At 73.1% G+C, this 22,467-nt stretch carries 19 protein-coding genes; 15 read left to right on the top strand and 4 right to left on the bottom strand.

Annotation, left to right across the window (positions count from 1 at the left end):
• The first annotated feature begins 76 nt into the window (after positions 1–76).
• Positions 77–637, top strand: coding sequence for a TetR family transcriptional regulator (locus tag ACIPXC_RS08065; RefSeq protein WP_401614676.1), 561 nt, complete (start codon positions 77–79; stop codon positions 635–637).
• Positions 638–653: 16 nt separating this feature from the next.
• Here the strand turns inward: ACIPXC_RS08065 and ACIPXC_RS08060 are convergent, their stop codons facing one another.
• The gene (locus ACIPXC_RS08060) at positions 654–2,033 is read right to left on the bottom strand and encodes a diaminopimelate decarboxylase (protein WP_401614674.1); all 1,380 of its coding nucleotides are present in this window, start codon (positions 2,031–2,033) and stop codon (positions 654–656) included.
• Positions 2,034–2,128: 95 nt separating this feature from the next.
• Here ACIPXC_RS08060 and hutU point away from each other — a divergent pair, with 95 nt between their 5' ends.
• From hutU to ACIPXC_RS08020, 8 genes are all read left to right on the top strand, one after another.
• A complete protein-coding gene (gene hutU, locus ACIPXC_RS08055) occupies positions 2,129–3,814 on the top strand; it encodes a urocanate hydratase (protein WP_401614672.1) in 1,686 nt (561 codons plus the stop codon).
• 68 nt (positions 3,815–3,882) lie between these two features.
• Positions 3,883–5,073, top strand: a complete 1,191-nt coding sequence (locus tag ACIPXC_RS08050; RefSeq protein WP_401614966.1) for an allantoate amidohydrolase — start codon at positions 3,883–3,885, stop codon at positions 5,071–5,073.
• Positions 5,064–6,404 carry a formimidoylglutamate deiminase gene (locus ACIPXC_RS08045; RefSeq protein WP_401614670.1) on the top strand — a complete coding sequence of 447 codons (1,341 nt, stop codon included), beginning with the start codon at positions 5,064–5,066 and terminating at the stop codon, positions 6,402–6,404. Before ACIPXC_RS08050 ends, ACIPXC_RS08045 begins: the two co-directional genes overlap by 10 nt.
• A 222-nt stretch (positions 6,405–6,626) precedes the next feature.
• Positions 6,627–7,805 (top strand): imidazolonepropionase, encoded by a 1,179-nt coding sequence (gene hutI, locus ACIPXC_RS08040; protein ID WP_401614668.1) that lies wholly within the window; start codon positions 6,627–6,629, stop codon positions 7,803–7,805.
• 113 nt (positions 7,806–7,918) lie between these two features.
• A complete protein-coding gene (locus ACIPXC_RS08035) occupies positions 7,919–8,599 on the top strand; it encodes an LPXTG cell wall anchor domain-containing protein (protein WP_401614666.1) in 681 nt (226 codons plus the stop codon).
• A 17-nt stretch (positions 8,600–8,616) separates the two neighbouring features.
• Complete coding sequence (locus ACIPXC_RS08030) at positions 8,617–9,660, top strand: hypothetical protein (RefSeq protein ID WP_401614664.1); 1,044 nt, start codon at positions 8,617–8,619, stop codon at positions 9,658–9,660.
• Between the two features lie 5 nt (positions 9,661–9,665).
• Positions 9,666–10,796 carry a hypothetical protein gene (locus tag ACIPXC_RS08025; protein WP_401614963.1) on the top strand — a complete coding sequence of 377 codons (1,131 nt, stop codon included), beginning with the start codon at positions 9,666–9,668 and terminating at the stop codon, positions 10,794–10,796.
• On the top strand, positions 10,793–12,106 hold the full coding sequence (locus ACIPXC_RS08020) for a hypothetical protein (RefSeq protein ID WP_401614662.1): 1,314 nt from the start codon (positions 10,793–10,795) through the stop codon (positions 12,104–12,106). The genes ACIPXC_RS08025 and ACIPXC_RS08020 overlap by 4 nt, the downstream gene beginning before the upstream one ends.
• Positions 12,107–12,169: 63 nt before the next feature.
• On the opposite strand, the gene ACIPXC_RS08015 is transcribed toward ACIPXC_RS08020, so the two are convergent.
• Positions 12,170–13,690: a peptide MFS transporter gene (locus ACIPXC_RS08015; protein ID WP_401614660.1), complete on the bottom strand. Its 1,521-nt coding sequence runs from the start codon at positions 13,688–13,690 to the stop codon at positions 12,170–12,172.
• Positions 13,691–14,188: 498 nt separating this feature from the next.
• Between ACIPXC_RS08015 and ACIPXC_RS08010 the strand changes: the two genes are divergently transcribed.
• Together ACIPXC_RS08010 and ACIPXC_RS08005 are read left to right on the top strand one after the other, a co-directional pair.
• Complete coding sequence (locus ACIPXC_RS08010) at positions 14,189–14,866, top strand: response regulator transcription factor (RefSeq protein WP_401614658.1); 678 nt, start codon at positions 14,189–14,191, stop codon at positions 14,864–14,866.
• 36 nt (positions 14,867–14,902) lie between these two features.
• Positions 14,903–16,168 carry an ATP-binding protein gene (locus ACIPXC_RS08005; RefSeq protein ID WP_401614656.1) on the top strand — a complete coding sequence of 422 codons (1,266 nt, stop codon included), beginning with the start codon at positions 14,903–14,905 and terminating at the stop codon, positions 16,166–16,168.
• A 32-nt stretch (positions 16,169–16,200) separates the two neighbouring features.
• On the opposite strand, the gene ACIPXC_RS08000 is transcribed toward ACIPXC_RS08005, so the two are convergent.
• Positions 16,201–16,755 carry a GtrA family protein gene (locus tag ACIPXC_RS08000; protein ID WP_401614654.1) on the bottom strand — a complete coding sequence of 185 codons (555 nt, stop codon included), beginning with the start codon at positions 16,753–16,755 and terminating at the stop codon, positions 16,201–16,203.
• Positions 16,756–16,955: 200 nt separating this feature from the next.
• On the opposite strand from ACIPXC_RS08000, the gene ACIPXC_RS07995 reads away from it, so the two are divergent.
• From ACIPXC_RS07995 to ACIPXC_RS07980, 4 genes are all read left to right on the top strand, one after another.
• Complete coding sequence (locus ACIPXC_RS07995; protein WP_401614652.1) at positions 16,956–18,095, top strand: 5-(carboxyamino)imidazole ribonucleotide synthase; 1,140 nt, start codon at positions 16,956–16,958, stop codon at positions 18,093–18,095.
• The gene (purE, locus tag ACIPXC_RS07990; protein ID WP_401614650.1) at positions 18,092–18,628 is read left to right on the top strand and encodes a 5-(carboxyamino)imidazole ribonucleotide mutase; all 537 of its coding nucleotides are present in this window, start codon (positions 18,092–18,094) and stop codon (positions 18,626–18,628) included. Before ACIPXC_RS07995 ends, purE begins: the two co-directional genes overlap by 4 nt.
• Positions 18,625–19,821: a dipeptidase gene (locus ACIPXC_RS07985; RefSeq protein ID WP_401614648.1), complete on the top strand. Its 1,197-nt coding sequence runs from the start codon at positions 18,625–18,627 to the stop codon at positions 19,819–19,821. Before purE ends, ACIPXC_RS07985 begins: the two co-directional genes overlap by 4 nt.
• 115 nt (positions 19,822–19,936) lie before the next feature.
• Positions 19,937–21,019, top strand: coding sequence for a membrane dipeptidase (locus ACIPXC_RS07980; protein WP_401614646.1), 1,083 nt, complete (start codon positions 19,937–19,939; stop codon positions 21,017–21,019).
• Positions 21,020–21,113: 94 nt separating this feature from the next.
• Here ACIPXC_RS07980 and ACIPXC_RS07975 read toward each other — a convergent pair whose 3' ends face one another.
• Entirely contained in the window at positions 21,114–22,457 is a 1,344-nt protein-coding gene (locus ACIPXC_RS07975) for a UDP-glucose dehydrogenase family protein (RefSeq protein WP_401614644.1), read from the bottom strand.
• Positions 22,458–22,467: the final 10 nt, after the last annotated feature.

Below are 22,467 nucleotides of genomic sequence, written 5' to 3'. Positions count from 1 at the left end.
TTGACATCAGGGTGCGCCGGTTCCGCCGTCATGTCAACAGTTGTTGGCACACGCGTGTTGGCCTACGCTTGTTGGCGTGACCGAACGACGCTCCTCCGAACAGACCCGGGCCGTGATCCTGCGCGCCGCGCGCGAGCGGTTCGCCGCCCACGGGTACGAACGCACGACCATCCGGGCCGTCGCGGCGGACGCGGAGATCGACCCGTCGATGGTCATGCGTTACTTCGGCAGCAAGGAACAGCTCTTCGACGCCGCCCTGGCGGTGGACCTGCGCCTGCCGGACCTCGGCGCGGTGCCGGCCGGGGAGCTCCCCGCCACCCTCGTGCGCCACTTCGTGCAGCGGTGGGAGGGCGACCCGGCCGACGACGCCCTGCTGGTGCTGCTGCGCTCGGCGGTCACCAACGAGCGGGCCGCGGCCCGGATGCGGGAGGTCTTCGCCACGCAGGTCGCCCCCGCCCTGGCGGCGGCCCTCGGCCCGGAGCGCGCGGTCCGCACGGCCGGCCTGGTCTCCACCCAGCTGCTGGGCCTGGCCCTGGCCCGCTACCTGCTGCGCCTGCCCGCGGTCACCGCGCTGACCCCGGACGACCTGGTCGCGGGCCTGGCCCCGGCGCTGGCGGTCACCCTGGCCGCCGACTGAGCCCCGGCTCCGGCGGTCACCCTGGCCGCCGACTGAGCCCCGGCTCCCGCAGGAGTGCGTCGCCGAAGGCCGCGCCCGCTTCCGCCACGATGTCCGCGGTGGACTGCGCCGGGCGGGCGAGGCTGAAACGGACCCGACCGCCCGGGGCCACCGTGAAGCCGTGGACCGCCGGGCGCGGCAGGCTGTTGTAGCCGTAGTGGGCCGTGAAGAAGTACGCGCCCGTGTCCGGGACGCCGATCAGGTCGCCGGGGCCGAGCAGCGGCAGCTCGCGGGCCGTGGCCAGCAGGTCACCCGCGAAGCAGGCCGGGCCCGCGACGTCCTGGGCCACCGCGGGGCCGGTCTTCGGGGCGCCCTCGGCGTCGTACGGCAGGATCCGCACCGGCCAGGCCGCCGGGGCGTAGGCGGTGCGGGTCGCCAGCTGGACACCGGCATGGGTGAGGGCGATGGGCCGGGAGCCGCTGCTCTTGGTGTACTCGACCCGGGCCAGCACCAGGCCGTGCTTGGCCAGCAGGGACCGGCCGAATTCGGTGACCAGGCCGTACGCGCCGTCGAAGAGCGCCGGGACGGCTGCGCGCAGGGCGGACACGTACCCGGCGTACGTCGGGCCCGCCTCGTCGGAGGTGAAATCGACCGGCAGGCCGCCGCCGATGTCGAGGGTGTCGACCTGGCGGCGGCCGGCCGCCGTGTTGATCTCCTCGGCCAGGGCGTGCAGCTCCCGCACGCCCTGCGCGATCAGCTCCAGGGGGACGCCCTGCGAGCCCGAGTGGATGTGCAGGCGGGTCAGCCACGGCCGGTCCAGGAAGGCGCGTACGAGCCACTCGCGCGCCCCCCGATCGCGCAGGGCGACGCCGAACTTCGAGGTGGACGTCGCCGTGGACAGCGCGTCGATGGCGCCCGCGCCGGTCTGCGGGTTGATCCGGACGCCGATCGGGGCCGCGGTGGGCGCCGCGGCGACGAGGGCGTCCAGGCGCTCCAGCTCCTGGCGGTTGTCGGCGTTGACGGCGATCCCCAGGGCGAGCGCCTCGCGCAGCTCGGCCGTCGTCTTGGCGGGGGAGTCCAGGACGGTCCGGGCCGCGGGGACCCCCGCAGCCCGGGCCAGCGCCAGCTCGCCCGGGCTCGCGACCTCGCAGCCGAGCCCGGCGTCCGCGAGCAGTCGCAGCACCGGGACGAGCGGGGCGGCCTTGACGGCGAAGGCGTGCAGCACGGGTGTGCCGGGTGCCAGGGCGGCCGCGAAGGCCGCGGTCAGGGAGGCCGCCGAGGCGCGGATCCCGTCGGTGTCCAGCAGGCAGACCAGGGGCTCCGAGGAGTCGCTCCCGCCCACCAGCGCCTGCTCGACGGCGGCCCGCACGACCAGGTTCCGGCGCTCGGCGATGTCCTCGGTGGCCATGTCCGCCATCCCATCATCCGACGGGGCCGACCGCAGCTGTTGACTGAATCTATTCAGGGCGCGAGGATGTGAATGGAATTACCAACATCGGAGGAGGCACCGCCATGTCAGGACCCCGCCCCGTACGCGCCGCGCGCGGCACCGAGCTCAGCGCCCTGGGATGGCAGCAGGAGGCCGCGCTGCGGATGCTCCAGAACAACCTCGACCCCGAGGTCGCCGAGCACCCCGACAAGCTCGTCGTCTACGGCGGCACCGGCAAGGCCGCCCGCGACTGGCGCTCGTACGACGCCATGGTCCGCACCCTGCGGACCCTGAAGCAGGACGAGACGATGCTCGTCCAGTCCGGCCGCCCGGTCGGCGTCATGCAGACCCACGAGTGGGCGCCGCGCGTCCTGCTCGCCAACTCCAACCTGGTCGGCGACTGGGCCAACTGGGAGGAGTTCCGCCGTCTGGAGCACCTCGGCCTGACCATGTACGGCCAGATGACCGCCGGTTCCTGGATCTACATCGGCACGCAGGGCATCCTCCAGGGCACCTACGAGACCTTCGCGGCCGTCGCGGCCAAGCTGCACTCGATCGGCAAGGGCGGGGTCGGCGGCACCCTCGCCGGCACGATCACCCTCACCGCCGGCCTCGGCGGCATGGGCGGCGCCCAGCCGCTGGCCGTCACCATGAACGACGGCGTCGCGATCTGCATCGACGTCGACCCGCGCGCCATCGAGCGCCGCATCGAGCACCGCTACCTGGACGTCAGGGCCGACAACCTGCGCCACGCCCTCCAGCTGGCGGTCGAGGCCCGCGACGCCCGCAGGCCGCTCTCCATCGGCCTGCTCGGCAACGCCGCCGAGCTGCTCCCGCAGATGCTCGCCGAGGGCGCCCCGATCGACATCGTGACGGACCAGACCTCCGCCCACGACCCGCTGTCGTACCTGCCCGTCGGCGTCGACTTCGACGACATGGCCTCCTACGCGGCCAAGGACCCGGCCGGCTTCACCACCCGCGCCCGCGAGTCCATGGCCCGGCACGTCGAGGCCATGGTCGGCTTCATGGACGCCGGCGCCGAGGTCTTCGACTACGGCAACTCCATCCGCGGTGAGGCCCAGCTGGCCGGCTACGACCGCGCCTTCGCCTTCCCCGGCTTCGTCCCCGCCTACATCCGCCCGCTCTTCTGCGAGGGCAAGGGCCCCTTCCGCTGGGCCGCCCTGTCCGGCGAGGCCTCGGACATCCACAAGACCGACAAGGCGATGCTGGAGCTCTTCCCGGAGAACGAGTCCCTGCACCGCTGGATCAAGATGGCCGGCGAGCGCGTCCACTTCCAGGGCCTGCCCGCGCGCATCTGCTGGCTCGGCTACGGCGAGCGCGACAAGGCCGGCGAGCGCTTCAACGAGATGGTCGCCGACGGCACCCTCGCCGCACCCCTGGCGATCGGCCGCGACCACCTCGACTGCGGCTCGGTGGCCTCCCCGTACCGCGAGACCGAGGCCATGCTCGACGGCTCCGACGCCATCGCCGACTGGCCGCTGCTCAACGCCATGGTCAACGTCGCCTCCGGCGCCTCCTGGGTCTCCATCCACCACGGCGGCGGCGTCGGCATGGGCCGCTCCATCCACGCCGGACAGGTCACCGTCGCCGACGGCACCGCGCTGGCCGGCGAGAAGATCCGCCGCGTCCTGACCAACGACCCGGGCATGGGCGTCATCCGCCACGTCGACGCCGGCTACGACATCGCCGAGACCGTCGCCGACGAGCGCGGCGTGCGCGTCCCGATGCGCGAGGGCGACGACGCGTGAGCGAGAACGAGTTCACGCCCGCGGCCGGACCGGCCGCGGGCTCCGCCGGGGCGCCGTCGTTCCACCGGATGTGGGCCGAGCTCGCACCCGTCGGCCGCGACGCCGACACCGGCGGCTACCGCCGCTACGCCTGGAACGGGGCCGACGCCGACTGCCGCACCTGGTTCCAGGAGCAGGCCGAGGCACGCGGGCTCACCTACGAGACCGACCGCAACGGCAACCAGTGGGCCTGGCTCGGCGACCCCCTCGCCGGGGACGCCGTGGTCACCGGCTCGCACCTGGACTCCGTCCCCGACGGCGGCGCCTTCGACGGCCCCCTCGGCGTGGTGTCCTCCTTCGCGGCCCTGGACGAACTGCGCAGCCGAGGCGTCCGGTTCACCCGGCCGCTCGCCATCACCAACTTCGGCGACGAGGAGGGCGCCCGCTTCGGGCTCGCCTGCGTCGGCTCCCGGCTCGCCGCCGGACAGCTGACCAAGGAGAAGGCGTACGAGCTGCGGGACGCCGACGGCATCTCCCTGCCCCGGGCCATGGAGGCCGCCGGGTACGACCCCGAGGCCATCGGGGCCGACCCCGAACGGCTCGCCCGCATCGGCGCCTTCGTCGAACTGCACGTCGAACAGGGCCGCGCCCTGGACCTGTCCGGGGACCGGGTCGGCATCGCCTCGGCGATCTGGCCGCACGGCCGCTGGCGGTTCGACTTCCGCGGCGAGGCCAACCACGCCGGCACCACCCGCCTCGTCGACCGGCGCGACCCGATGCTGACGTACGCGGCCACCGTGCTGGCCGCCCGCACGGAGGCGGCCCTCGCCGGCGCCGTCGCCACCTTCGGGAAGATCTCCGTCGAGCCCAACGGGGTCAACGCCATCCCGTCGCTGGTGCGCGGCTGGCTCGACTCCCGCGCCGCCGACCAGGCCACCCTCGACACGGTCGTCACCGCCATCGAGAAGGCCGCCCGCGAGCGCGCCGACCGGGACGGCATCGACCTCGGGATCGTCCGGGAGTCCTTCACCCCGGTCGTCGAGTTCGAGCACGCCCTGCGCGACGAGATGAACCGGATCCTGGGCGGGGCCGTCCCCGTCCTCGGGACCGGGGCCGGACACGACGCCGGAATCCTCTCGGCCGCCGTCCCGACCGCGATGCTGTTCGTGCGCAACCCGACCGGAGTCTCCCACTCCCCGCGGGAGTTCGCCGCCGAGGACGACTGCGTGGCCGGTGTCCTCGCCCTCGCCGACGTACTGGAAGGCCTGGCATGCCGCTGACGACGTACTGGCTGGAGCACGCCTGGCTCGGCACCCTCGTCGAGCCGGGCGTCCTGCTGGAGGTCACCGAGGACGGGCGGATCGGCACCCTGCGCACCGGGGTCGCGACCCCGCCCCCCGGTGCGGGGATCCTGCGCGGCCTGACCCTGCCCGGGCTGGCCAACGCGCACAGCCACGCCTTCCACCGGGCCCTGCGCGGCACCGTCCAGATCGGCTCCGGCACCTTCTGGACCTGGCGCGAGCTCATGTACGAGATCGCCCAGAACCTCACCCCCGACAGCTACTTCACGCTCGCCCGCGCCGTGTACGCCGAGATGGCGCTGGCCGGCATCACCAACGTCGGCGAGTTCCACTACGTCCACCACGCGCCCGGCGGCACCCCGTACGCCGACCCCAACGCCATGGGCGAGGCCCTGATCGAGGCCGCCGCCGCGGCCGGCATCCGCATCACCCTCCTCGACACCGCGTACCTGTCCTCGGGCTTCGGTGAGGCACCCAACACCCACCAGCGGCGCTTCTCGGACGGCACCGCCGACGCCTGGGCCGCACGCGTCAGTGCCCTCAAGCCCCGCGGGCACGCCCTGATCGGCGCGGCGGTCCACTCGGTGCGGGCCGTGCCCGCCGACCAGCTGGCCACCGTCGCCCGCTGGGCCGAGGAACGCCGGGCGCCGCTGCACGTCCACCTCTCGGAGCAGACCGCCGAGAACGACGCCTGCCAGGCCGCCCACGGCCGCACCCCGACCCAGCTGCTGGCCGACCACGGTGTGCTCGGCCCGCGCACCACCGGCGTTCACAACACGCACCTCACGGACGCGGACATCGCCCTGCTCGGCGGCACCGGCACCGGCACCTGCATGTGCCCCACCACCGAACGCGACCTCGCCGACGGCATCGGCCCCGCCACCCGGCTCCAACGGGCGGGCAGCCCGCTCTCGCTGGGCAGCGACAGCCACGCCGTGATCGACCTGCTGGAAGAGGCCCGCGCGATGGAGCTCAACGAGCGCCTGCGCAGCCGCACGCGCGGCCACTGGACGGCGAACGCGCTGCTCACCGCCGCCACCGGCGACGGGCACGCGGCGCTGGGGCTGGCCGACGCGGGCCGCCTGGAGGCGGGCGCGCTCGCGGACTTCACCACGCTCGCCCTGGACTCCGTCCGCACGGCCGGTCCGCTGCCGCGGCTCGGTGCCGAGACGGCGGTCTTCGCCGCCACCGCCGCGGACGTCCGCCACACGGTCGTCGGCGGCCGGCACGTCGTCCGCGACGGCCACCACACCCTGGTCGAGGACGTCCCGTCCGCCCTGTCCGAAGCGATCGCGGCCCTCCGCCCCTGACCGTGCCGCCCGCGGCGAGCCCTTCCCCCACCCCGCCCTTTCGCCGTTTCCCGGGGCTCCGCCCCGGACCCCGCGCCCCGCACTCCCCCGGCCACCGCTGGGAGGTGCCCCCCGGCGAGGCTGGTGGTTCCAGCCCGTCCGACGCCCCAGGACCGGGTCCGGGCGGAGCCCGGTCTCGGGAAGCGGCGGGGTGGGGGACAAGCAAGCTCTGAGAGGACTCTCATGACCACCACCGCCATCACCAACATCGGCAGTCTCGTCACCAACGACCCGTCCGTCGGCGACGGCAGCCCCCTCGGCCTGATCGAGAACGCCACCGTCGTCATCGACGGAGACAAGGTCGTGTGGGTCGGCCACGCCGACGGGGCCCCGGCCGCCGACGCCGCGTACGACGCGCAGGGCCGCGCCGTCATCCCCGGCTTCGTCGACAGCCACAGCCACCTCGTCTTCGCCGGCGACCGCACCCAGGAGTTCAACGCCCGGATGTCGGGCCGCGCCTACTCCGCCGGGGGCATCCGCACCACCGTCGCCGCCACCCGCGCCGCCACCGACGCCGAGCTGGAGGCGAACCTCGTCCGCCACCTCGACGAGGCCCGCCGCCAGGGCACCACCACCTTCGAGACCAAGTCCGGCTACGGCCTCACCGTCGCCGACGAGGCCCGCGCCCTGCGCATCGCCTCCGCGCACACCGAAGAGGTCACCTACCTCGGCGCGCACATCGTCTCCCCGGACTTCGCCGAGGACCCGGCCGGTTACGTCGACCTCGTCACCGGCGAGATGCTGACGGCCTGCGCCCCCCACGCCCGCTGGGTCGACGTCTTCTGCGAGAAGGGGGCCTTCGACGGCGACCAGGCCCGCGCGATCCTCACCGCCGGCGCCGCCGCCGGCCTGATCCCGCGCGTCCACGCCAACCAGCTCTCCTACGGCCCCGGCGTCCAGCTCGCCGTCGAGCTGGAGGCCGCCTCCGCCGACCACTGCACCCACCTCACCGACGCCGACGTCGACGCCCTCGCCCAGGCCGCGGACACCACGGTGGCGACCCTGCTGCCCGGTGCCGAGTTCTCCACCCGCGCCCAGTGGCCCGACGCCCGCCGCCTGATCGACGCGGGCGCGACCGTCGCGCTGTCCACGGACTGCAACCCCGGTTCCTCCTACACGAGCTCCATGCCGTTCTGCATCGCGCTCGCCGTGCGCGACATGCGGATGACCCCCGACGAGGCCCTCTGGGCGGCCACCGCCGGCGGCGCCCGCGCGCTGCGCCGCGCCGACATCGGCGTCCTGGCCCCCGGGGCCCGCGCCGACCTGGCCCTGCTGGACGCCCCCAGCCATGTCCACCTGGCCTACCGGCCGGGCGTACCGCTGGTGTCCGCGGTGTGGCGGAAGGGCGTCCGCGCGCACTGACGAACGGTCGATCCGGGCCTGTCCTTTGTCTTCCCTCCGTAAGGCCCCGGGCGTACCTTGAGCCACCGATCTGATGTCCCGTCAGTTATCTGTGGCCCGAGGGGAAGACGAAGGTGACCGACCGCAAACGCTCCACCGCGCTCGCGCTGGCCTCCGCGCTGGCCGGATCGGCGGTACTGCTCGCCGCCCCCACGGCCCGTGCAGCGGTCGTCGACGTGGCCTACGACTGCAAGACCCCGATCGGGGACAAGTCGGCGGTGTCGCCCATCGACATCAAGGCCGTCAAGGAGGGCGACGGCTACAAGCTGACGATGTCCTTCCAGAAGGGCGTCTCGTCCAGCCCCATCGAGCTCGGCAAGGGCGCGATGAGCCCCAGCGCCGTCATCGTCGTCGGCGGGGCCGAGAAGGCGTCCGTACCGGTCTCCGGCCCGTCCAACCCCGAGGCCGTGCCGCCCGACACCCCCATCAAGATCACCGACCTCTCGGGCACCTACACCCCCGGGAAGAGCGGCAAGGTCACCTTCACCGCGGGCGTGCTCACCATCAAGGCGATGGGCACCACGACCACCTGCACCCCCGGCAACGGCCCCGGACCCTCACTGGAACTGGACGTCACCGCGGCCGGCGGCGGGAGCGGCACACCCTCCGGCGGCGACTCCCCGCCCGACACCCTCCCGCAGACCGGACCCGCCGACTCCGCCCTCGCCCTCGGCACCCTCGGCGGCACCGTGATGCTCGCGGGCGCGGCCGGCGTGCTCTGGCTGACCCGGCGTGGCCGGCAGGCCCGGTCCTGAACGGGGCACCCCCGGCCATGCCCGTGCTCCACAGCCCCCGGCGCGACGTCCGCCGCCTCCTCCTCCTGGTCCTGCTCGCCGCGGCCGCGCTGCACACGGTCCCCGCCGCCCCCGCGGCCGCCGACGAGCCGGGCTGGACCGCCGAGCCCGCCGCCGGAACGGCCGCTGCCCGGCCCGGCGGCACCCGGCCCTACTTCTACCTGGAGGGCGCCCCCGCGGCCGTGCTGGAGGACCGCCTCGCCCTGACCAACACCACCGACCGGGAGCGCACCGTCACCCTGCGCGGGGCCGACGCCTACAACACCGCCGACGGAGCCCTCGCGGTGCGTCCGGCCACCCCCGTGCCCGGCGCCGCGTCCGCGCCCGGCGCCGGTTCCTGGTTCAGCTTCGGCGCCGGAGCCACCGTGAGGATCCCGCCCCGTACCCGCGCGGTGGTCCCCTTCACCGTCACCGTGCCGCCGACGTCGTCACCCGGCGACCACCCCGCCGCCGTGATCGCCGCCGAAGCGGGCCGGGAGGTGGGCGTACGGGTCCACCTGCGGGTCGGCGGTCCCACCCTGGCCGCCCTCACCGTCGAGGACGTCGCCGTACGGGGCCGCGGCGCGGCCTCGGTCGTCGCCTACACCCTGGTCAACCGCGGCAACGTGGCCCTCGCCCCCGAACTGGACATCCGCGCCGAGGGCGTCTTCGGCGAGGTCCCCGGCCGCGGCCCGCGCGCCGTCCCCGTCGAGCTGCTCCCCGGGCAGCGGGTCGAGCTGACCGAGCCCTGGCCCGGCGCCCCGGCCCTCGACCGGGTCCGTGTCACGGTCACCGTGACCGCCCCCGGCGGCGCCCGGGCCGCCGGGGCCGCCTCCGCCTGGTTCCTGCCGTGGCGGGCCGCCGGCTGGACGGGCCTCGGGCTGCTCGGCCTCGGCGGGACCGCGCTGGGCGCGCTGTTCCTCGTACGCGGCCGGCGTCCGCGGCGGGGACCGGCGGACGGCGGGTCCGACGGCGGACCCTCCGGGAGGCCCGGAGCGACGACCCCTGCACCGGAACACGAACTGACGGGAGCCTCCAGGTGAGCGCCATGGTCGGCGGCATGGTCGGCGGCACGGTCGGCCGCACCGCCCGGTCCCTCCTGCTGGGGCTGGCGGCGTGCGCCCTCGCACTCCTCCCCGCGGTCCCGTCCGCCGCGGCCGAGGTACGGCCCACCGTGGCGCTCTCCCTCCAGGAGGCCGCCCAGGGCACCGAGCTCACCGTGACGGGCACCGGCTGGCGGGCCAGGACCCTGGTCATGCTGCTGGTCTGCGGGCAGAACATGATCGGCGGCACCAACAGCTGCGCCAACGCCGACGGGGCGGCCGTCTCCGTCGCCGATGACGGCCGCTTCGCGGCGCAGCTGCCCGTGGTGGCACCGCCGAAGCCCTGCCCCTGCGTCGTCAACGTCACCTCCGTCAACGGGGACCGGTCCACCGTCGCCGTCCCCCTGAAGATCACCGACCACCCGGTGGCCGAGCTGCCCGCCGAATCCGGCACGGGCCGCCTCGCGATGCTCACGGGGGTCCGGCTGGAGGGTGAGGACGGCGTGCTGACCTGGTTCGGCGCCCCGGCCGTCCGGAAGTTCGAGGTCACCGTCGGCAACCTCGGCACCGCCCCGGTCAAGGACCCCGTCTTCCAGCTCGGCATCGCCCACGGCGTGTTCGCCCCGCTGTGGGAGGAGGCCCGCTGGAAGGGGACCATCCCGCCCGGCGGCAAGGCGGAGGTCGCACTCGACGTCACCCTCCCCGCGGGCGCCCACGGCGACCACACGATCTCCCTCAAGTACGGCGAGACCGTCGTGGCCACCCAGCCCTGGGCAGTGGCCCGCCCGTACGGGGTCCTGCTCTTTTGGGGCCTGCTCCTCGTGGTGATCCCGGCCGCCCTCTTCCGCATCGGCATGGCCGTCGTCGACAGGGTCCGGCCGCGCACCGGGCACGGCGCCGGACGCCACCGGGGCGTACGGGCCGCCGCCGAGGTCGCGGCGGCCGTCACGGCCCGGCTGCCCCGGTTCCCCGCCGCGCGGCCGGCCGCGACGGCCCCGGCCGAGCGGCCGGCGGCTGAGCCCCCGGCGACCACCACGGCGGCCCTGCCGTGGTTCACCCCGGACAGCGCGCCGGAGACAGCACCACAGACGTCCGCACCGTCTGAGAACCGTTCGACGACGAAGGGACCATCGTGAAGAACCGACGGAGTGTGAGCGCGGCCCTGGTCGCGCTGCTGCTCGGCGGCGCGGGCCTCGCCATCACGGCTCCTCCCGCCCAGGCCGCGGAGGCCACGTTCAAGGTCAGGTGCGTGCCGCCGGCCGGCGGCGGCTCCCCGGTCGAGGGCGAGACCACCGCCAAGGTCACCGCCCCGGCCACGGCCAAGGTGGGCGACGAGGTCGAGGTGTCCTGGGAGACGGTCAAGCCGGCCTCGAACAACACCGACCTGATGGACATCCCGCGGGACTCCGTCCAGCCCACCGGCTGGATCACGGTCGGCGGTGGCGGCGGGGAGCTGAAGGTCGTCGGGGAGAAGAAGAACCCGCCGATCCCCAAGAAGGCCCCCATGCAGATGTCCACGATGAAGGGCAAGCTGAAGCTCACCAAGGCGGGCAGGGTCAGCCTGACCCCGGGCAGGTACGACGTCGCCGTCACCTTCCCCTTCGGCACCTTCGTCACCAAGTGCGCGCCGGTCGGCGAGGTCAGGGGCGGGGCCGTCATCGACGTGTCGGACGGCTCCAGCGGCGGCACCACCACGGGCGGTACGACGACAGGCGGTACGACGACGGGCGGCACCACCAGCGGCGGCACGACGACCGGCGGCACGAGCTCGGGCGGCACCACCACCTCGGGCGGCAGTGGCGGCGCAGGCGGCCGGACCGACTTCCCCGGCAAGGCGGTCGAGGTGAGCTTCGACTGCGGGGCGGTCGTCCCCGGCGGCATCAGGACCCCGGTCACGATCAACGCCAGGAAGAACGGCGGCAGCTACGACCTCACCGTCAAGACCGCCAAGGGCGCGATGGCGGCCCCCATGGCCCTGCCCGCCGGAGCCCTCAAGCCCTCGATGGACGTGAAACTCGGCGGCGCGGACAGCGGCACCGTCAAGGTCTCCGGCCCGGCCAACGCCGAGCCCATCCCGGACAAGGCCCCGGTCAGCCTCAGTGACATGACCGGCACCTACAAGCCCGGCAGGTCCGGCAAGGTGACGCTCAGCCCGGACCGGCTGACCATCGACGTCACGATGGCCCCCGGCTCCACGCCGATCAACGTCCCCTGCAAGGCGACCAGCAGCGGCGTCTCGCTGGAACTGGACACCACCGCCCAGCCGGGCGGCTCGGGCTCCTCGACCGGCGGCACCGGCAGCGCCGCCTCGGGCGGTCTCGCCGAGACCGGCGCGGAGGACGAGGGCGGCATCAAGGCCCTCGCCCTCGTCGCCGGCACGGTGATCCTGCTCGGCGGCGCGGTGTTCACCTTCACCCCGTGGCGCCGCCTGCGCGGCACCCGCTGACACGGGAACGGCCCGGCACACCTTCCGGTGTGCCGGGCCGTTCCCCCGCCGGGGCGGGACGGGTCAGTTCACTCCGTCCATCAGCGCGTTGACCTTCTTGCGGTACATGGCGATCGCGACACCGGCGAGGACGGCGGCGAACGCCTGGAAGAGGATCACGCCGACACCGTTCATCTGGACCTCGGCCAGGCCGAGCAGACCGGTGACGCAGTCACCGGCGGTGACCGCGAGGAACCAGACGCCCATCATCTGGGAGGCGTACTTCTGCGGCGCCATCTTCGTGGTGACCGACAGGCCGACCGGCGAGAGGCACAGCTCGGCGAGCGTGTGCATCAGGAAGATGAGCACCAGCCACCACATGGTGACCTTGGTGTCGTTGCCGGCGGTCTGGCTCAGGGGGATGGCGAAGACGAAGAACGAGGCGCCCACGATGATCAGGGCCACCGAGAACTTCACGATGGTGCTGGGCTCGCGGTTGCGGCGGGCCAGCGCCACCCAGGCGGCGGCGAAGACCGGGGCCAGGGCCACCACGAAGAGCGGGTTCAGCGACTGGAAGATGGTGGTCGGGACTTCCCAGCCGAACAGGCTGCGCTCGGAGCTCTTGTCACCGAACAGCGAGAGGGTCGAACCACCCTGGTCGTAGATCATCCAGAAGACGGCCGCGGCCACGAAGAACCAGATGTAGGCGCTCATCCGGGTCTGCTCGCCGGCGGTGAGGTCCTTGTCCCGCTTGATACGGGTGAGGACGGCGACCGGGATGATCAGACCGGCGATCGTGATCGGGTACAGCGCCCACTTGATGGTGAACATGTCCGCCGCGACCACGGCACCGTAGAAGACGGCGACGGCGGCGAGGACGGCGAGGGCCTTGGTGACCACGGCCTTGCGCTCGGCCGGGCTCAGCGGGTTCGGGACGACGCTGCTCTTCGGGCTCAGGGTCCGGCCGGCGAGCAGGAAGATGACCAGGCCGATGCCCATGCCGACGGCGGCGAGGAAGAAGCCCAGGTGCCAGTTGATCGTCTCGCCGATGGTGCCGATGGCGATCGGCGCCGCGAAGGCACCCACGTTGATGCCGATGTAGAAGATCGTGAAGCCACTGTCACGGCGCGGGTCGTCCGCGTCGGTGTACAGGTGGCCGACCATCGTGGAGATGTTGGCCTTCAGCAGACCGGAGCCGACCGCGACGAGCAGCAGGCCGACGAAGAACGCCAGCTGGCCGGGGACGGCGAGCGCCACGTGGCCCGCCATGATCACGAAGCTGGCGATGGCGACCGTCTTGCGGGCGCCCCAGACGCGGTCGCCGAACCAGCCGCCGGGCATGGCCATGAGGTAGACCATGGCCACGTAGACGGAGTAGATCGCCGTGGCCGTCGCCGCGGTGAAGCCGAGGCCGCCGCCCTGGCTGCCGGTCGCGGCGTCGACGCCGCCGGAGACCAGGTACAGGACGAGAAGCGCACGCATGCCGTAGTAGGAGAAGCGCTCCCACATCTCGGTCATGAACAGCGTGGCCAGGCCGATCGGGTGGCCGAGGACGGTCTTCTCGTGAGCGGGGCTCGGTGAGGCCGTCGTCAGGCTGGAAGCCATGGTCGATCCTTGCTTGCTCGGGACGCTTCGGCTTCGTGAGCTCATCCGCGCCCGGTGGGGGGTGGCCGGCACCGGCGGACGGACGTCCCACCCCACGCCTCGGGGTCTCGCCCCCGTCCAACGAGGGGGCGAAGGGAGTCCGCAACCGGGATCCACGCCCGCCCGCGCACCATCACGCGAGGGGCCCGGCCAACAGGTCGTTCACTGCCGTCAAGGCCGGCCGGTCAGTCGGTGATGAGACTGCCCGTCCGGTTCTGGACAGAAAGAGAGACCTATGTGCTGCTTTTCGGCACAAAGGTCCCTGAGGTATTGCATCAGGCGTCTCGCCACCATACGACACGACAGTGCGGCATATGAAAGGACTTGAGAGATGGATCACAAGGCGAGTCGGGAACCGTTCGACCATATTCGAAGGCGCTCCAGCGTTCATAAGCCCAGATCGGAAGGGGTCTGCAGGCAGGCCTCTCGATTCAGTCGCCGCGGACTACCATCACCCACATGACGCGTGTACTGCTCGCCGAGGACGACGCATCCATTTCGGAGCCCCTGGCCCGCGCTCTGCGCCGGGAGGGGTACGAGGTAGAGGTCCGGGAGGACGGCCCCACCGCCCTCGACGCCGGACTCCAGGGCGGGATCGACCTCGTCGTCCTGGACCTGGGCCTGCCGGGCATGGACGGACTGGAAGTCGCCCGACGGCTGCGCGCCGAGGGACACGGCTTCCCGATCCTGGTCCTCACCGCCCGGGCGGACGAGGTCGACACCGTCGTCGGCCTGGACGCGGGCGCCGACGACTACGTGACCAAGCCCTTCCGCCTGGCCGAACTCCTGGCCCGGGTCCGGGCCCTGCTCCGGCGCGGCGCCACCGAGACCGCCCAGCCCCCCGCCACCCACGGCGTACGGATCGACGTCGAGTCGCACCGCGCCTGGATGGGCGAGGAGGAGCTCCAGCTCACGGCCAAGGAGTTCGACCTGCTGCGCGTCCTGGTGCGCGACGCCGGCCGGGTCGTCACCCGTGACCAGCTCATGCGCGAGGTCTGGGACACCACCTGGTGGTCCTCCACCAAGACCCTCGACATGCACATCTCCTGGCTGCGCAAGAAGCTGGGCGACGACGCCGCCAACCCCCGCTACATCGCCACCGTCCGCGGCGTCGGCTTCCGCTTCGAGAAGAGCTGACCCCCGACCCCCTCAGGGCGAGAAAGGCCCTAGCCCATGCGCCGCCGCCTCATCCAGTCCACGCTCGCCGTGGTGCTCGTGGTGATCGCCGTCTTCGGGGTCTCCCTCGTCATCGTGGAGACCCGGACCATCACCAGCAGCGCCCAGGACCGGGTCGAGGCCGAGGCGCTGCGCCTCGTGGGCATCGTCGAGGCGAACGTCCTGGAGAAGAAGCCGAACCACCCCGCCGAACTCGCCGAGCAGCTCGACGCCGGGCACTACGCGCGCATCACGATCCCGGGGCAGCCGGCCGTGGAGGTCGGCGCCTCCATCTCCGGCAGCGTCGTACGGGGCACCGCCCGCGGCGAGCAGGGCGAGATCGTCGTCGTGGAGGAGGCACGCTCCACCGTGACCAGGGAGGTCGTACGGACCCTGGCCGTGGTCGGCGCGGTGGCCCTGCTGGCGGTCGTGGCCGCCGTACTGCTCGCCGTACGGCAGGCGAACCGGCTGGCCTCCCCGCTCACCGACCTGGCCGAGACCGCCGAACGGCTCGGCTCGGGCGACCCGCGGCCCCGGCACAAGCGGTACGGGGTGCCCGAGCTGGACCGGGTCGCGGACGTGCTGGACTCCAGCGCCGAGCGGATCGGCCGGATGCTCACCGCCGAGCGGCGCCTCGCCGCGGACGCCTCCCACCAGCTGCGCACCCCGCTCACGGCGCTGTCGATGCGGCTGGAGGAGATCACGGTCACCGACGACCTGGCGACCGTACGGGAAGAGGCCACGATCGCCCTGACCCAGGTGGAACGGCTCACGGATGTGGTGCAGCGGCTGCTCACGAACTCGCGTGACCCCCGCACGGGCTCCGCGGTCCCCTTCGACCTCGACGAGGTCGTCAAACAGCAGGTGGAGGAGTGGCGGCCGGCCTACCGCAGCGCGGGCCGGGCGATCGTGCGCTCGGGGAAGCAGGGCGTACGGGCCGTCGGTACGCCCGGAGCGGTCTCCCAGGTGCTGGCCACCCTCGTGGAGAACGCCCTGATGCACGGCGGCGGCACCGTCGCCCTGCGCACCAGGGTGATCGGCAACCAGGCGGTGCTGGAAGTCACGGACGAGGGACCTGGCGTCCCGCCGGACCTCGGCAACCGGATCTTCGAGCGGGCCATCAGCGGCCGGAACTCCACCGGGATCGGTCTCGCCGTCGCCCGGGACCTCGCGGAGGCGGACGGCGGCCGCCTGGAGCTGCTCCAGACGCAGCCCCCGGTGTTCGCGCTGTTCCTCAGCCGGACGGCCCCGGAACCGGCCGAGCGGGAGAAGACGGTCCGCTAGTGGTCCTGGCCGTCGTAGCCGTCGTAGCCGTCCTAGCTGTTCGCGGGCTCCGGCTCCGGCAGGGGTTCGGGCCGGCGTTCCGGCCGGGGCACGGGAGCCGGGTCCGGCAAGGGCTCGGTGGCGGTGGCGGCGCCGACGGGCGGGGCGACCGGCGGCAGGGCCTTGAACACCCAGGTCCGGTACGACCAGAAGCGGAAGACGGTGGCCGTGCCGATGCCGATGAACTTGAAGACGTTGCTGGCGAGCGGACCGTCCCAGCCGAAGCCGTAGGTGGCCGTGTAGAGCACACCGTTCTCGATGACCAGGCCGATCGCGCTGAAGCCGGCGAAGAGGGCCATCTCGCGGGTGCGGCCGCTCTGGGCGCGGTCCCGGTAGGCGTAGTAGCGGAAGCCGAGGTAGTTCGTGGCGATGGCCACGACGGTGGCTATCACACTCGCACGGACCACCTGGAGATCGGTGGTGTGCCGGATCAGGTTGAAGACACCCAGGTTGACCAGGACACCCAGGCCACCGACCGCCCCGAACCTGGCGACCTCCCTCAGGAGGCCGCGTACGCGTTCGAGGACCGATCCGCCCTGCGTGCTCATCAGTAGGCCAGTCCCTGTCGGTGTCACCGCCCCCTCGGGGCGTCCGGCGTTCTCCGTCAACCCACCCATGCTAAGTCTCCCCCCTGCGCTGCGTCTGTGCCTTCCGGCACCCTGCGACGCACGGCACACGAGGGGATCGCGCCAGGACACCCCACGGGGTCAGGTCCGGATGGCGGAATACCGGCGGATACCCTGGAGGAGTGACGTTCCCGGTAGTCGGCATGGTCGGCGGCGGTCAGCTCGCCCGCATGACCCACGAGGCGGGCATCCCCCTCGGCATCAGATTCAAGCTCCTCAGTGACACACCACAGGACTCGGCGGCCCAGGTCGTGAGCGACGTCGTCATCGGCGACTATCGCGACCTGGAGACGTTGCGTGCGTTCGCACGCGGCTGTGACGTGATCACCTTCGACCACGAGCATGTACCCACGGAGCACCTGCGGGCCCTGGAAGCGGACGGCATCCCCGTCCGCCCGGGGCCCGACGCTTTGGTACACGCCCAGGACAAGGGGGTGATGCGCGCCAAGCTCGACGAGATCGGCGCGCCCAGCCCCCGCCACCGGATCGTGAGCGATCCGGACGACGTGGCCGCCTTCGCGGACGAGGTCGGCGGTTTCCCCGTCATCCTCAAGACCGTGCGCGGCGGCTACGACGGCAAGGGGGTGTGGTTCGTCCGCACCCCCAAGGACGCCGAGGCCCCGTTCAAAGCGGGCGTCCCGGTCCTCGCCGAGGAGAAGGTGGACTTCGTCCGCGAACTCGCGGCGAACATCGTCCGCTCCCCGCACGGGCAGGCGGTCGCCTACCCCGTCGTGGAGTCCCGCCAGGTGGACGGGGTCTGCGACACGGTGATCGCTCCCGCCCCGGACCTCCCCGAGGAGCTCGCGGGCGAGGCCCAGGCCCTCGCCCTGCGCATCGCGCGGGAACTCGGCGTGACCGGCCACCTGGCCGTGGAACTGTTCGAGACCACCGACGGCCGCATCCTGGTCAACGAACTGGCGATGCGTCCGCACAACAGCGGTCACTGGACCCAGGACGGGGCCGTGACCTCCCAGTTCGCCAACCACGTGCGCGCGGTCCTGGACCTCCCGCTGGGCGACCCGCGCCCCCGCGCCCGGTGGACCGTCATGGCGAACGTGCTCGGCGGGGACTACCCCGACATGTACGCGGCCTACCTGCACTGCATGGCCCACGACCCCCAGCTCAAGATCCACATGTACGGCAAGGACGTGAAACACGGTCGCAAGGTCGGCCACGTCAACACCTACGGCGACGACCTGGACGATGTGCTGGAGCGCGCACGCCACGCTGCCGACTACCTCAGAGGAACGGTCACGCAATGAGCACCACCGCCGCAGGTCCGGTCATCGGCATCGTCATGGGGTCCGACTCGGACTGGCCCGTGATGGAGGCCGCCGCCCAGGCCCTCGACGAGTTCGAGATCCCCTACGAGGTCGACGTCGTCTCCGCGCACCGGATGCCGCGCGAGATGATCGAGTACGGGGAGCAGGCCGCCGGACGCGGCCTGAAGGCGATCATCGCGGGCGCGGGCGGAGCCGCCCACCTGCCCGGCATGCTCGCCTCGGTCACCCCGCTGCCGGTCATCGGCGTCCCCGTGCCGCTCAAGCACCTCGACGGCATGGACTCCCTGCTGTCGATCGTCCAGATGCCGGCCGGGGTCCCCGTCGCCACCGTCTCGGTCGCCGGCGCCCGCAACGCCGGCCTGCTGGCCGTACGGATGCTGGCCGCCCACGACACGGAGCTGCTGGCCCGGATGCGCGACTTCCAGCAGGAGCTGAACGACCAGGCCACCGAGAAGGGCAAGCGGCTGCGCACCAAGGTCGCGAACGCGGAGTCCTTCGGGTTCGGCAAGTGAGCGCGGCGCAGCGTCTGGCGGAGGCGCGCGAGCTGCTGGCCGAGCACCCCGTCGTGGACGGTCACAACGACCTGCCCTGGGCGCTGCGCCAGCAGGTGCGCTACGACCTCGCGCAGCGAGACCTCGCGGGCGACCAGTCCGCACACCTGCACACCGACATCCCCCGGCTGCGCGCCGGGGGTGTCGGCGCGCAGTTCTGGTCGGTGTACGTGCGGTCCGACTACGCGGGCGACGAGGCGGTCAGCGCCACCCTGGAGCAGATCGACGCCGTCGCCCAGCTGATCGACCGTTACCCCGGCGACCTCGTGCGGGCGCTGACGGCGGACGACATGGAGCAGGCCCGCGCCGACGGCCGGATCGCCTCGCTGATGGGCGCCGAGGGCGGCCACTCCATCAACAACTCGCTCGCCACGCTGCGCGCCCTGCACCTGCTGGGCGTGCGGTACATGACGCTCACGCACAACGACACCATCGACTGGGCGGACTCGGCGACCGACGAGCCCCGGCACGGCGGCCTGACCGATTTCGGCCGCGAGGTCGTCCGGGAGATGAACCGCGTCGGCATGCTGGTGGACCTCAGCCACGTCGCCGCGACGACGATGCGGGACGCCCTCGCCGTCTCGGTCGCCCCGGTGGTCTTCTCGCACTCCTCGGCGCGCGCGGTCTGCGACCACCCGCGCAACATCCCCGACGACGTGCTGGCGCTGCTGCCGGCCAACGGCGGGGTGGCGATGGCCACCTTCGTCCCGAAGTTCATCCTCCCGGCGGCGGTCGAATGGACCCTGGCCGCGGACGAGAACCTGCGGACGCACGGTTTCCACCACCTCGACACCACCCCCGAGGCGATGGCCCTGCACCGGGCGTTCGAGGCGGAACGGCCGCGGCCGGTGGCCACCGCCGCCACGGTGGCCGACCACCTGGACCACATGCGTGAGGTGGCCGGGATCGACCACATCGGCATCGGCGGGGACTACGACGGCACGGCCTTCACCCCGTCCGGCCTGGACGACGTCGCGGGCTACCCGAACCTCGTCGCGGAGCTCCTGGCGCGCGGCTGGTCCAGGGCCGACCTGGCCAAGCTGACCTGGTCCAACGCGGTCCGCGCGCTGCGCGACGCGGAAGCGGTCGCGCGCGAGGTGTCGGCGACCCGGGGCCCGTCGAACGCGGTGCTCCAGGGGGGCCGGCGGACCTAGCCAGTGCTGTGACCTGCGGTTCACTCGAACGCCACACCCGCCGGGCGGCCGCGCAACCCCGCGTGTCACGGTGGCAGCACCTCTCCCTGCTGCCGCCGAGACCGGAGCGAACGCCATGGCCGACCTGCAGGACGAACCCCACTCCGTGGGCATCGGGGCCGAGCACCTCACGGCCCCCGCCGGACCCGGGACGCAGGCGAGCGCCCTCGAACGGGCCGCCGCGCTGCTGTCCGTCCACCCCGTCGCCGACGGGTGCAACACGCTGGTCTGGACCCTGCGCCAGAGCCCGTACCACGACATCGAAACCCCCGACGCGGGCGTCGACACCGACATCCCGCGCCTGCGCGCTGGGGGAGTGGGGGCACAGTTCTGGTCCCTGCTCGTGCCGCCGCAGGGCGGGCCGGGCGAGGGCGCGGCCGGCGACCGGGTCGTCTCCGACACCCTGGAGCAGATCGACGCGGCCCTGACCCTGATGCGGCGCTACCCCGACAGCCTCCGCCTCGCACTCAGCGCCGACGACATGGCGGACGCCCGCAACCGCGGCCGGATCGCCTCGTTCCTCGGGCCCGTCCCGGGCCGGACGCTGACGGACTCCCTGGGCGCGCTGCGCGCCTTCCACGCGCTGGGCGTACGGATCCTCGCGCCCGCGGGAGCGCCCTGGGCGCAGGAGACGCTGACGGCCTTCGGCCACGAGGTGGTGCAGGAGGCGAACCGGCTGGCGATCCTGCTGGACCTCACGGGCTGCGAACCGGAGGTCGCCCGCCGGCTCGTGGGGGCCTCCAAGGCCCCGGTGATCATCTCGAACACGGGGGCCGCCGCGCTGAACCCGCATCCGGGGAACGCGACCGACGAGGTGCTCGCCCTGCTGCGCGAGGCGAAGGGCCTGGCGATGGTCACCTTCGACACCGCGCGCACCGGGGACTCCCTGCACGCGGTGGCGGACCACCTCGACCACGTACGGGCCATCGCCGGCCCGGACTGCGTCGGACTCGGAGCGACCTTCGGCACCGAACCGCCGGGCCCCCGCCCGACGGGCCTCACCGACCCCTCGGGCTACCCGCGGCTGATCGCGGAACTCCTCGACCGCGGCTGGCCGGAGTCCGACCTGGCCCTCCTGACCTGGGGCAACGCCCTCCGCGTGATCCGCGACACCGAATTCACCGCCCGCCGCCGCCCGAACCCCGCCGCTCCGGCCTAGCCGCGCCGCCCCTTCCGGCCCCGCCGGCGTTCGGGGCGCCGGGTCCGGGGCGGAGCCCCGGGTTCGTCCCCTCTGCCGGGCAACCCCGCAGGGGTCAGGCCAGGGGCCGCCCCATCGCCCGGTACGTCCAGCCAGCGGCACGCCACCGCACCGGGTCCAGCGCGTTGCGGCCGTCCAGCACGAGCCGGTCGGTGACGACGGAGGCGAGCTCGACCGGGTCGAGGTCGCGGAACTCGCGCCACTCGGTGAGGTGGAGGACCACCTCCGCGCCCCGGGCCGCCGCGACGGCGGAGTCCGCGTACCCGAGGGTCGGGAAGACCCGCCGGGCGTTCTCCATGCCCTTGGGGTCGTAGACGGTGACCTGTCCGCCCTGAAGGTGTATCTGGCCCGCCACGTTCAGCGCGGGCGAGTCCCGCACGTCGTCCGAGTCCGGCTTGAAGGTGGCGCCGAGCACGGCGACCCGCTTGCCGAGGAAGGACCCGCCCACGGCCTCGCGGGCGAGCTCGACCATGTGCACGCGCCGCCGCATGTTGATCGAGTCGACCTCGCGCAGGAAGGTCAGGGCCTGGTCGGCGCCCAGCTCGCCGGCGCGCGCCATGAAGGCACGGATGTCCTTGGGCAGGCAGCCGCCGCCGAAGCCGATGCCGGCCCGCAGGAACTTCGCGCCGATCCGCTCGTCGTGGCCGATGGCCTCGGCCAGCTTGGCCACGTCGCCGTCGGCGGCCTCGCAGACCTCCGCCATGGCGTTGATGAAGGAGATCTTGGTGGCGAGGAAGGAGTTGGCCGCGGTCTTCACCAGCTCCGCGGTCGGGAAGTCGGTGACGACGAGCGGGCTGCCCTCGGACAGCGGCGTCTCGTAGACCTCGCGCAGTATCTTCTCGCCGCGCTCGCCCTGCACGCCGATCACGATCCGGTCGGGGTGCAGGGTGTCCTGGACGGCGAAGCCCTCGCGCAGGAACTCGGGGTTCCAGGCCAGCTCCACGTCCTCGCCCGCGGGGGCGAGATCCGCCAGCAGCCGCGCCAGCCGCCGTGCCGAACCGACCGGCACCGTGGACTTGCCGACGACCAGCACCGGGCGGGTCAGGTGCGGGGCCAGCGAGGTCATCGCGGAGTCGACGAAGGACATGTCGCAGGCGTACTCGCCGTACTTCTGCGGGGTGTTCACGCAGACGAAGTGGACGTCGCCGAAGGCGCCGACCTCCTCGTAGGAGGTGGTGAAGCGCAGCCGCCCGGTCGAGCCCGGCAGCCCGGCCACGTGCTTGGCCAGCAGTTCCTCCAGTCCGGGCTCGTACATCGGCACCCGGCCCGCGGCCAGCGTTTTGATCTTCTCCGGCACCACGTCCAGCCCCAGCACCTCGAAGCCCAGCTCCGCCATCGCCGCGGCGTGGGTCGCGCCGAGGTAGCCGGTGCCGATCACAGTGATTCTGAGGGGGGCCATGGGTGCTCCA

The sequence above is a fragment of the Streptomyces sp. NPDC090021 genome (genome assembly GCF_044748225.1).
Classification (GTDB): domain Bacteria; phylum Actinomycetota; class Actinomycetes; order Streptomycetales; family Streptomycetaceae; genus Streptomyces.
This window is presented reverse-complemented; position numbering and strand designations above follow the sequence as displayed.

What these genes read in the sequence shown, in the direction of transcription:
- ACIPXC_RS08060 (WP_401614674.1), bottom strand. Translation starts at nt 2,033, where the DNA reads ATGGCGGACATGGCCACCGAGGACATCGCCGAGCGCCGGAACCTGGTC.
- hutU (WP_401614672.1), top strand. Translation starts at nt 2,129, where the DNA reads ATGTCAGGACCCCGCCCCGTACGCGCCGCGCGCGGCACCGAGCTCAGC.
- ACIPXC_RS08050 (WP_401614966.1), top strand. Translation starts at nt 3,883, where the DNA reads ATGTGGGCCGAGCTCGCACCCGTCGGCCGCGACGCCGACACCGGCGGC.
- ACIPXC_RS08045 (WP_401614670.1), top strand. Translation starts at nt 5,064, where the DNA reads ATGCCGCTGACGACGTACTGGCTGGAGCACGCCTGGCTCGGCACCCTC.
- hutI (WP_401614668.1), top strand. Translation starts at nt 6,627, where the DNA reads ATGACCACCACCGCCATCACCAACATCGGCAGTCTCGTCACCAACGAC.
- ACIPXC_RS08030 (WP_401614664.1), top strand. Translation starts at nt 8,617, where the DNA reads ATGCCCGTGCTCCACAGCCCCCGGCGCGACGTCCGCCGCCTCCTCCTC.
- ACIPXC_RS08025 (WP_401614963.1), top strand. Translation starts at nt 9,666, where the DNA reads ATGGTCGGCGGCATGGTCGGCGGCACGGTCGGCCGCACCGCCCGGTCC.
- ACIPXC_RS08015 (WP_401614660.1), bottom strand. Translation starts at nt 13,690, where the DNA reads ATGGCTTCCAGCCTGACGACGGCCTCACCGAGCCCCGCTCACGAGAAG.
- ACIPXC_RS08010 (WP_401614658.1), top strand. Translation starts at nt 14,189, where the DNA reads ATGACGCGTGTACTGCTCGCCGAGGACGACGCATCCATTTCGGAGCCC.
- ACIPXC_RS08005 (WP_401614656.1), top strand. Translation starts at nt 14,903, where the DNA reads ATGCGCCGCCGCCTCATCCAGTCCACGCTCGCCGTGGTGCTCGTGGTG.
- ACIPXC_RS08000 (WP_401614654.1), bottom strand. Translation starts at nt 16,755, where the DNA reads ATGAGCACGCAGGGCGGATCGGTCCTCGAACGCGTACGCGGCCTCCTG.
- purE (WP_401614650.1), top strand. Translation starts at nt 18,092, where the DNA reads ATGAGCACCACCGCCGCAGGTCCGGTCATCGGCATCGTCATGGGGTCC.
- ACIPXC_RS07980 (WP_401614646.1), top strand. Translation starts at nt 19,937, where the DNA reads ATGGCCGACCTGCAGGACGAACCCCACTCCGTGGGCATCGGGGCCGAG.
- ACIPXC_RS07975 (WP_401614644.1), bottom strand. Translation starts at nt 22,457, where the DNA reads ATGGCCCCCCTCAGAATCACTGTGATCGGCACCGGCTACCTCGGCGCG.